We start from the raw sequence: 9,287 nt of genomic DNA, 5'->3' as shown, positions 1-9,287 counted from the left end.
GACCACTTGATCGAATATTCTTTTAAAGTGGCCCTTTAACTTTCCCGAACGGAAGTTACTGATGGTATTGTGGTCCGGCCGTGCCGTGCCGGCCAACCACATAAAATGAAGGTTTTCCCCAAGGGCCTCCTCTATCTTGCGAGAGGAATATAGGTTGCGCAGATAGGCATAGACCAATATCTTGAGCAGTACCTTCGGGTGATAGCTGGAGGTGCCCCCTCCCTTATAGGTCCTTTCCAATATCCCCAGATCTATGCCTTCCAAAATTGAATTGACGATCCGGACAGGATGGTTTTTGGGTACCAGGTCATCATAACTGGGTGGAAGAAGGCTCAACTGGTCCTGGTCATTGGTCTTCCATACTACTTTTCGGCTCATAACTAAAGTTACGATCCCTTTCAGTTTTAAACAAAAAAAGAGACTGCCTTTTTAGACAGCCTCTTTCTTTTTAAAAAAAATGTAACCAAAATGTAACTTTTTAGTTTTTTCAACGTATAACCTAATGAGCTCCGGTTCACAAATTTAATTTGAAGGGATTTTTTAGATGAGACAGTTAAAGATTACAAAACAGGTTACCAATAGGGAAACCGCGTCGTTGGACAAGTATTTGCAGGAAATTGGCAAGGTAGATCTTATTACCGCCGATGAGGAAGTGGAGTTGGCACAGCGAATAAAAGCGGGAGACCAAATAGCCTTGGAAAAATTAACCAAAGCCAATCTTAGGTTCGTGGTTTCTGTGGCAAAACAGTACCAAAACCAAGGGTTGACACTTCCGGATTTGATCAATGAAGGAAATTTGGGACTTATCAAGGCCGCACAACGTTTTGATGAAACCCGTGGATTTAAATTTATTTCTTACGCCGTTTGGTGGATTCGCCAGTCCATTCTTCAGGCATTGGCCGAGCAGTCCCGTATTGTTCGTTTGCCCTTGAACAAGATCGGTTCCATCAATAAGATCAACAAAACATTTGCTTTCTTGGAGCAAGCGCACGAGCGCCCACCATCCGCAGAGGAAATTGCCAAAGAATTGGACATGACCGTGGAAGATGTGAAGCAATCCTTGAAAAACTCAGGTCGCCATGTATCCATGGATGCCCCCTTGATCGATGGTGAGGATTCCAACCTTTACGATGTATTGCGTAGTGGTGAATCCCCTAACCCGGACAAGGAACTTTTGCACGATTCCCTTCGCACCGAAATCGAGCGTGCATTGGAGACCCTTACCCCTCGGGAAGCTGATGTAATCAGACTTTACTTTGGTTTGGCCGGGCAACATTCCATGACCTTGGAAGAGATTGGTGAAACTTTTGACCTTACCAGGGAAAGGGTTCGTCAAATCAAGGAAAAAGCCATCCGTAGATTAAAACACACTTCCAGAAGTAAGATTTTAAAGACATATTTGGGATAAAGTGTAAAAAACACGCCATAAATTACAGTTAAACTATCCTTAAATTTGATTTTTGGCAGGAAAGTTGTAATTTAGTAAGATATAACAGTTTATCATGACTGTTCGTTTTTTGATTGATGAATAAACTCCGGCTGATTACCGGAGTTTTTTTCGTTTATGGATGACGGTAATTGGCTAACTTTGTACTATGAACAAATCAATGATTGCCCCTTCGCTCCTGGCTTCCGACTTTGCCAATCTTCAACAAGAAATAGAAATGGTGAACCAAAGTGATGCCGATTGGTTTCATTTGGATGTTATGGATGGTGTTTTTGTTCCGAACATATCCTTTGGGATGCCTGTGATAGAAGCCATCGCCAAGCATGCCAAAAAACCGTTGGACACCCACCTCATGATTGTTGACCCAGACCGATACATCAAAGCCTTTGGCGATTTGGGCGTAAACCATTTGACCGTTCATTACGAAGCATGTCCCCATTTGCACAGAACCCTGCAAGCTATAAAAGTTGAAGGGATGAAGGCTGGGGTGGCCATCAACCCGCACACTTCCATAAAACTATTGGAAGACACCATACAGGATATTGACATTGTAATCGTAATGAGCGTTAATCCGGGCTTTGGAGGTCAATCTTTTATTGAGAACACCTATCAAAAAGTGGCCGACCTCAAAGAATTGATAAATCGTAAAAATGCGAAAACCTTGATTGAGATTGATGGGGGCGTTAATGCAGGTAATGCCAAAAAATTAATCCATCATGGTGCGGACGTTTTGGTCGCTGGCAGTTTTGTTTTTAAAAGTGCCAACCCAGCCAAAACCATTAAAAAATTAAAAGAAGAAATAGCATAATGCAGGAATTTGATGTTGTCATCATAGGAGGCGGCCCTATTGGGATCGCCTGTGGTTTGGAAGCAAAAAAACAAGGGCTTTCCTATGTCATTATTGAAAAAGGGCCCATTGTAAATTCGCTGTTCAACTATCCTGTAAACATGCAGTTTTTCTCATCATCCGAAAAGTTGGAGATAGACGGGATTCCCTTCATTAGCAAAGAGGCCAAGCCCAAACGTAACGAGGCCTTGGAGTATTACCGAAGAATCGTGACCTCGAATCAATTGAACATTCATCTTTTTGAAAAGGTCATCGACACCGAAAAGCAAGGGGATATTTTTTCTGTAAGAACCGATAAAGATGAGTATAGGGCCAAAAACGTAGTGGTGGCCACGGGATTTTACGACTTGCCCAACAACATGAATGTCCCCGGTGAAGATTTACCCAAAGTATCCCATTATTACAAAGACCCTCACTTTTACGCCAGTCAAAAATTGGTGGTGGTCGGTGCAAGTAATTCGGCCATAGATGCCGCCTTGGAGTGTTGGCGCAAAGGTGCCGAGGTAAGTTTGGTGATCCGAGGCCCAGAGGTGGGGCCTCGAGTAAAATATTGGGTTCGCCCCGATATCATCAACCGAATTGAGGAAGGCAGCATTAAAGCCTTTTACAATTCCACGGTCAAGGAGATCAAACCAAACGAAATCATCATCAATACCCCGGAAGGTGAAGTTACCATGGAAAACGATTTTGTATTGGCCCTAACAGGGTACATGCCCAACTTTGCCTTTTTGGAAAAACTCGGCATACAACTTTCCAACGACCCAAAAAGATTGCCCACCTACGACCCGGAAACCATGGAGACCAATATTGATGGATTGTTTTTGGCAGGAGTAATCTGTGGCGGCATGGAAACCCACAAATGGTTTATCGAAAACTCCCGGATTCATGCCCCTATTATTATGAGGGCCGTAAAAAATAAATTACAATTGGCAGAAAAGAAGTCTTAATCCAAAAATCATTACCATGGGCTTTTACACCTTTGAAGCAGAACGATTGGACGGCACCTTGGAGTCCATGGAAAAGTACAAGGGCAAAACCGTTGTTGTGGTCAATACAGCCAGTAAATGCGGGTTAACGCCACAATACGAAGGGCTGGAGGCACTCTACAAAGAGTACAAAGAAAAGGGACTGGTTATTTTGGGATTTCCCTGCAATCAATTTGGAAACCAAGAACCCGGCAATGCCGATGATATTCAGGAATTTTGCCAAGTGAACTATGGCGTTAGTTTTCCCATGTTTGCCAAAATCGATGTCAACGGTAGGAGTACCCATCCAATTTTCAAGTACCTCAAATCGGAATTAGGCAGTTTGTTGGGAGGAAAAATTAAATGGAACTTCACCAAATTTGTGATTGATAAAACGGGAAAGCCTGTAAAAAGATTTGGATCTACGAAACAGCCAGAAGCCATGGAAAGCTACCTTAAAAGCATACTCTAAAACTTTAATTGCTCCTGTAAGGCATCTGTTTGTTTGAGCATGGCCCTGCCATCCTTAAAACTTAAATAAGAATGTCCCGCCCTTTTGTTAAGGATGCTGATTTCGCACAACATGCCCCAATGCCGGGCAACTTCTCGCCAAGCCCATAACAATGAGTGTTTGGGGTCGTAAATATGGGTAGCCTCCCCCCCTGCACCATTCACCTCGATAATGCTAAAGTTTTTTCCTTGACAAAGCTCCTCGAAAGAGTTGTAAAGTACATCCAATCTACCGTAATGGAAACCGTTCATCTGGGAACATACCTTATCAATGGTTTGCACTAAATCATCATTGATTTTATGGCTTATGTCCACAAACTTGGCCCCTCGGGTATGGCTTCCGTAGGGTACTAGAACAAATTCTTCTCCCAAATCCAAAATCTGTTGAAGCCGTTCACCAAACTTTTGTTCCAACACCTTTAATTGTAGATGGCTTCGTGGGTTCTTTTTGATAAGCTGCACCATTGTACTTGTACCATCACCCGTAATGGACAAAAATTCCTTGGAAACGATCCCGGTAATTTTGCCGTGTTTTTCCCCTGGTTTGCGAACATAGAATATGCCCACTTCTTTTTGATATGGAATAAGTTCCTGCACCAAAAAATGGGAAGGGCTCCAACGCGCATAGTTTTGGAACTCATCTTTATCATGAATTTTTTCAACACCAAAGGCTTTCATACCAATATCGGGCTTTGCAATAAATGGAAAGTCGATGCCCGTAGATAAAACATGCCCCAAGACCGATTTAGTAACCCCATCCTTCCCAATAAATAGGGTTTTGGGAATAAATTGATCGGGAATCATATTATAGATATCCATTTTGGATACCATGGCCATGCCCCCGTTCTTCATTCCAGGGTTGGCTGCATTGAAAAAGAAAATGGACCGTGCTTTAATCGAAAAAAACAACCAAACGGGAAACATGGGATAATAAATCACCCAAAAAGGCCAATACTCCCAATGGGTTATCCGATGCCATATCAGTTTAAGGGAGCCCATGATTGTTAAATAGTAAGTTGACTTGGCGAAAATGGTACTTCAAAAAATTTATCGTTCAACAAATCCAAATGACGCATCACAATTTCCCTGTCATCCAAAACAGCCTGGGTTACGCTAAAGGTCTTTAATCCGGATTCACGATCAATGATAAAACCGTTCTCAAAATCATCATGGCTGTTTGAATGAAAATCGATTACCTCGGGGGCTGTTACCTCCAAATTATCATCCATAAACTTTTGAAACAAGTTGCTCCTGTGTTCGATCACTTGATCGTTGTAAAGTGTGGCAGAGGACCAAATATGATTTTTAGTTTTATCCAAAGGCCTAAAATATTTCTGATGGCCATCCCACCTGAACTCCAACAACCTGGTGGTGAAGAGGACCAAAGTGAAGGGTTCAATATGGTACAACTCCGTCGTTAAAAGCAAATCAAAGGGGTTTTTGGAAGAAATCACATCCAAAAGCACCAATCCCCGACTTTTGGAGTAATTCCCCGTAGGTGCGTGGTTTACAAAACCTCCATTGAGTAAAACGGCCACCGAACCGTTTTCGTTCAGGGCAAACCAGCTACCCCCAGCTTTTGCGTCCTTTGGAAAGAGAACTTTAACCGAACCTATGGTTTCTTCCTGGGGTTCCATCGCCAAAGGTCGAGAGACATGCTCATCACGGTTCGAGGTGATGATATATTGCCCGCCCCTAGAAATAAAGCTTACTGTGCACATGCTTTTCTATATTGTATGGTAGAGGGCGCCACTCCAAAAGATGCTGGAATTTCTTGGGTGGAAAAGTGTCTAATCCCCACTTTGATCAATGCCTGATGGTGAATCGTATGTTCCAAATTGTACATAACCTCTCTAAAATAATTTGAATCGAGTTGATTCTCCTCACCACCCAGTTCGTAGTTCACCTTGATTGCCTTATTTGGTTTCTCCAAATGCTCTTGGATAAAGGTCAACCGTTCCAGGGCAAGCACCAAATCCTCTTCAATCTTTAGATTGCGCTCCCTTCGATCGTATGAAACATTGGCAATATCGTATCCTTTGATCAAACAAAGGTAAAGCTCGATAATATGCCTTGTGTGCTGACCTATGCTGGCGTTGGAAAGGATTTTACAAGACTGGGAATAACAATCTTTGGGCAACTCCGACAGCACTTTTTTGAACTGCTCCAAGGTTTCCAAGGAAGATTTGAACATGGCGTTTGGTTATTTGGTTTCGGATTATTGATGAAATTGAGTATAAGATAGAAAGAATATTCAAATTTTTATTTTCTCCCAGTTTTTATCCGCTTGGGATTTGGGTTTGTTCAGGGATCCGTTCGGCCAAAATTGCAATGTGTTGTTTTTGCCCTGATTGTAAAATAGATAAAGTTTACCATTCCTTATTTTATACGTTTCTGGATTAACATCGACCTTTTTGGCATTTATGGCAACCGCGTAGGCGCAATACCCTACGTACTGGGGCAAAAAAGCATCGGGGTTGGCAACAAGTGGCTCCAGATTTGTCCTGTTCAAAAACTTGTACTTTACCCCATCAAACACTTGGGCAAACTCTTCTTTCCCTTCTCGTGGATTCTTGTCAAAATAGGAAACCACATCATAACCATTGGCTGTGTAGCCCTTTTTTGTATTGTAATCTATGCTTTGGGTATAGCTCCAAGCACCAAACACTAAAAAAAGAACTACTAAAATTTTGTGCATATCATCTAATTGGTCATCCAAAATAAAGTGGAAAGCATCCTAAATCGATTGGTTTAGTCATGAACCAAGGCGATTCCTTTCAATTTAGATTGTAATTCATCGAGGTTTTTTTGAATTACATCTAATCATTGTTAGTTCCCAGGGGTCAATGGTACTAATGACATACCTTGAACGTTTATTGTTTATACCAAAATTATGATTCCGCCTTCCCAAAGGACGGTTTCCATAAAACCTACTTTATGCGCCAGATAATCCCACAAATATGGGTATATGTTTTATTACTGTCCCCCCTTGTTTCCAAGGCACAATTTGATCAAACTGACTTTAATGGCGAAGCTATTTCGCTTCGCTCCGAAACAACTGTTTTATTGGCAGGTCAAAAGGAATACAGTTTTGATGAAATCAGAAACAATCCGAATCTGGAGTTTGTCCCCCTATCGAGCTTAAAGGAAAACCTTGGTTTTTCCAACGACCATTACTGGATGACATTTAGCTTGGAAAACAGGTCATCAAAGTTTAAACAGTATTATCTGGAAACCGCACGGCCCATTACGGATATTGTCAATTTATATCTTGTGGATGGCAACGACAAGGTTGAGCAACAATACAGTGGCGATAAAATGCCGTTTGCCTCCAAAACCATACAGCATAGGAAATCAATTTTTGACATTGGGCTTGAACCGAACCAAAAAATACAGGGATATATCCACCTAAAAAGCGATGGAGAGGTCGTGATGTTACCGATGCGATTGTACCCAGAGACCAATTTTTTTGTCCTAACCTATAAAGAGCAGGTGTTTTACGGTTTCTTTTATGGTATTTTGATCTTGGCCTGTCTCATTTATCTATTTTTCTTCTTTGCCTTAAAAGATAAGGCATTTGTTTACTATGCCCTTTACGTCCTCTTTATTGCCTTGATGCAATTTTCCTTGGATGGGTTTTTCCACCAATATCTCACACCACAGGGCGGTTGGCTCTCCAATAGGGCGGTATTGCTCACTGCCTTTGTATCCCTGTTCTTTTTTGGAAGGTATGGCGACACCTTTCTCGGCTTAAAGAAAAACAGCCCCCTATTGCATAAAACAAACAAGTTTTTTGGTTTTGCCATAATGGTCGGGGTAGCTGCGCTGGCCCTAAGTCCATCTTTCGAATACTGCTATCCGCTTGCCAACGCCATTGGAATTTTGGTACTATTACATATGATAGCATCTATTGTAGTAATGAAGCTAAAAAAGATCAAGGTAGACCCTTATTTTATCATTGGTATCTCCTTTTTGGTCTTAGGATTTATCGTGTTTATTCTCAACAACTTCAACACCATCCCAAATTCATTCTTTACCGACAACGGGGCAAAATTCGGTATTGGCTTGGAGATTGTCTTTCTATCCATTTCCATGATCAACAGGATTCGTGACCTTAGGATGGAAAATGAACAAAATCAAATGCTGGCCCTTCAACGAGCGGAGGATATGAACGAAATAAAATCATCCTTCCTCTCCAATATTAGCCACGAACTTCGGACACCGCTCAACTTGATTATGGGTGTCGCAACCTCACTGCAGGAGAATAAGGAAAAAGAAAATCTGGAAGAGAAGTGTAAAATGCTATTGAGCTCCTCAAAAAACTTATTGGGGTACATTGAGGATATACTGGATTTTACTGAAATTGAAAAAGGCGATCAAGACTTAAAAGAGGTTTCCTTCAATCTAAAATCAACCCTATCCAAGGTTATCAACCTACAAGAAAAAAAGGCCAAGGCCAAAGGTTTGGACTTCAATACGTCAATCTCAAGTGCTATACCAACACAAATTGTCGGAGACAAAGGGAAGCTCGTCCAGATCCTTAATCATACCCTGGACAACGCCATTAAGTTCACCAATCAAGGGAGCGTGGCCATTGATATCGATTGCAAAAAAGATAATGACCGTGCCATCTTAAGTTTTACAATAAAGGATACGGGCATTGGCATCTCCAAAGAAAAGATGAGTACCATATATGAATCCTTTACCAAAAAATCCTTTAGGGATAAACGGGAATTCAGTGGTTTGGGATTAGGCCTGTACATCGTAAAAACGTATGTGGACCTACAAAAAGGAACCGTCAACCTTAAAAACAATGCAAACCAAGGTACTATTTGTGAATTAAGTCTAGGTTTTGAGATTGACGAAGACCAAGCCCTGGCAAGCGAAAAATCAACAACAGCCCCATCCGATATTACTATGGAAACTGGTAACATCCTTTATGTAGAGGACAATAAAATGAACCAGACCGTGGTGAAACTACTGTTCAAAAAGAATTGGGGCAATGCAAAGCTTACGATAGCCAACCACGGAAAAGAAGCACTGGAAATAATGAAGGAAAAGCATTTTGATCTTATTTTGATGGATTTGCAAATGCCAGAAATGGATGGATTTGAAACAACATCAACCATAAGGAACGGGGAAGCTGACTGCGACCCCCAGATTCCCATAATTGTGCTTACCGCGGACAATACCAGCCAAACAAGAAAGAAAATTTTTGAACTAGGCGCCAACGACCTTGTAACCAAACCGGTAAATGGTCCCCTTCTCTTTGCTAAAATGAGCAAGAACGCACCAACCAAAAAAATCAGTAACGTTGCTTGATTTAGACCCGACACAGAAGATATTGTGTCCGTTGTGACCCAGAAAGGATTCGAACCCCATCCGCTAGCCCCTAAGTTTATTGACTTATGCCTTGCCTATGTTGAGTAACTAACCGAATTACAGACCACTATGAGCAATCTCCTTTCGTATAAGCCAAAATTAATCAATAATAATCAAATAGGGTTAAATATCTATC

At 41.6% G+C, this 9,287-nt stretch carries 10 protein-coding genes; 5 read left to right on the top strand and 5 right to left on the bottom strand.

Going from position 1 to position 9,287, the window contains the following annotated elements:
- Window positions 1-378, bottom strand: a 378-nt coding sequence (locus AC13CC_RS01015; protein WP_482878231.1) for a transposase, incomplete at its 3' end; no start/stop codon positions are given.
- A gap of 166 nt (window positions 379-544) precedes the next feature.
- Between AC13CC_RS01015 and AC13CC_RS01010 the strand changes: the two genes are divergently transcribed.
- The 4 genes from AC13CC_RS01010 to AC13CC_RS00995 all read left to right on the top strand — a co-directional run bounded on the left by AC13CC_RS01010 (window position 545) and on the right by AC13CC_RS00995 (window position 3,731).
- Window positions 545-1,408, top strand: coding sequence for a sigma-70 family RNA polymerase sigma factor (locus AC13CC_RS01010; protein ID WP_014033356.1), 864 nt, complete (start codon window positions 545-547; stop codon window positions 1,406-1,408).
- Between the two features lie 187 nt (window positions 1,409-1,595).
- The gene (gene rpe / locus AC13CC_RS01005) at window positions 1,596-2,255 is read left to right on the top strand and encodes a ribulose-phosphate 3-epimerase (protein WP_326278279.1); all 660 of its coding nucleotides are present in this window, start codon (window positions 1,596-1,598) and stop codon (window positions 2,253-2,255) included.
- Entirely contained in the window at window positions 2,255-3,241 is a 987-nt protein-coding gene (locus AC13CC_RS01000) for a YpdA family putative bacillithiol disulfide reductase (protein ID WP_482875858.1), read from the top strand. Before rpe ends, AC13CC_RS01000 begins: the two co-directional genes overlap by 1 nt.
- A 16-nt stretch (window positions 3,242-3,257) precedes the next feature.
- Window positions 3,258-3,731, top strand: coding sequence for a glutathione peroxidase (locus AC13CC_RS00995; protein WP_482875857.1), 474 nt, complete (start codon window positions 3,258-3,260; stop codon window positions 3,729-3,731).
- Here AC13CC_RS00995 and AC13CC_RS00990 read toward each other — a convergent pair.
- Genes AC13CC_RS00990 through AC13CC_RS00975 form a run of 4 tightly spaced genes read right to left on the bottom strand, consistent with a single transcriptional unit; the run spans window position 3,728 to window position 6,467 of the window.
- Window positions 3,728-4,768 (bottom strand): D-alanine--D-alanine ligase, encoded by a 1,041-nt coding sequence (locus AC13CC_RS00990; RefSeq protein ID WP_482875856.1) that lies wholly within the window; start codon window positions 4,766-4,768, stop codon window positions 3,728-3,730. The genes AC13CC_RS00995 and AC13CC_RS00990 overlap by 4 nt on opposite strands.
- A 5-nt stretch (window positions 4,769-4,773) precedes the next feature.
- Complete coding sequence (locus tag AC13CC_RS00985; protein WP_482875855.1) at window positions 4,774-5,490, bottom strand: NRDE family protein; 717 nt, start codon at window positions 5,488-5,490, stop codon at window positions 4,774-4,776.
- Window positions 5,478-5,963, bottom strand: coding sequence for a DinB family protein (locus AC13CC_RS00980; RefSeq protein ID WP_482875854.1), 486 nt, complete (start codon window positions 5,961-5,963; stop codon window positions 5,478-5,480). The genes AC13CC_RS00985 and AC13CC_RS00980 overlap by 13 nt, the downstream gene beginning before the upstream one ends.
- A gap of 60 nt (window positions 5,964-6,023) precedes the next feature.
- Complete coding sequence (locus tag AC13CC_RS00975) at window positions 6,024-6,467, bottom strand: YHS domain-containing (seleno)protein (protein WP_482875853.1); 444 nt, start codon at window positions 6,465-6,467, stop codon at window positions 6,024-6,026.
- Window positions 6,468-6,706: 239 nt separating this feature from the next.
- Here AC13CC_RS00975 and AC13CC_RS00970 point away from each other — a divergent pair, with 239 nt between their 5' ends.
- Window positions 6,707-9,091: a hybrid sensor histidine kinase/response regulator gene (locus AC13CC_RS00970; protein WP_482875852.1), complete on the top strand. Its 2,385-nt coding sequence runs from the start codon at window positions 6,707-6,709 to the stop codon at window positions 9,089-9,091.
- The last annotated feature ends 196 nt before the right edge of the window (window positions 9,092-9,287 follow it).

Source organism: Flagellimonas sp. L-11 (assembly GCF_056857735.1).
Note: the sequence above shows the minus strand (reverse complement) of the source record. Positions and strands in the feature narration are given on the sequence as shown.

Bases quoted from the DNA above. Each gene is read 5' to 3' on its own strand.
- AC13CC_RS01010 (WP_014033356.1), top strand. From the start codon at position 545: ATGAGACAGTTAAAGATTACAAAACAGGTTACCAATAGGGAAACCGCG.
- rpe (WP_326278279.1), top strand. From the start codon at position 1,596: ATGAACAAATCAATGATTGCCCCTTCGCTCCTGGCTTCCGACTTTGCC.
- AC13CC_RS01000 (WP_482875858.1), top strand. From the start codon at position 2,255: ATGCAGGAATTTGATGTTGTCATCATAGGAGGCGGCCCTATTGGGATC.
- AC13CC_RS00995 (WP_482875857.1), top strand. From the start codon at position 3,258: ATGGGCTTTTACACCTTTGAAGCAGAACGATTGGACGGCACCTTGGAG.
- AC13CC_RS00990 (WP_482875856.1), bottom strand. From the start codon at position 4,768: ATGGGCTCCCTTAAACTGATATGGCATCGGATAACCCATTGGGAGTAT.
- AC13CC_RS00985 (WP_482875855.1), bottom strand. From the start codon at position 5,490: ATGTGCACAGTAAGCTTTATTTCTAGGGGCGGGCAATATATCATCACC.
- AC13CC_RS00980 (WP_482875854.1), bottom strand. From the start codon at position 5,963: ATGTTCAAATCTTCCTTGGAAACCTTGGAGCAGTTCAAAAAAGTGCTG.
- AC13CC_RS00975 (WP_482875853.1), bottom strand. From the start codon at position 6,467: ATGCACAAAATTTTAGTAGTTCTTTTTTTAGTGTTTGGTGCTTGGAGC.
- AC13CC_RS00970 (WP_482875852.1), top strand. From the start codon at position 6,707: ATGCGCCAGATAATCCCACAAATATGGGTATATGTTTTATTACTGTCC.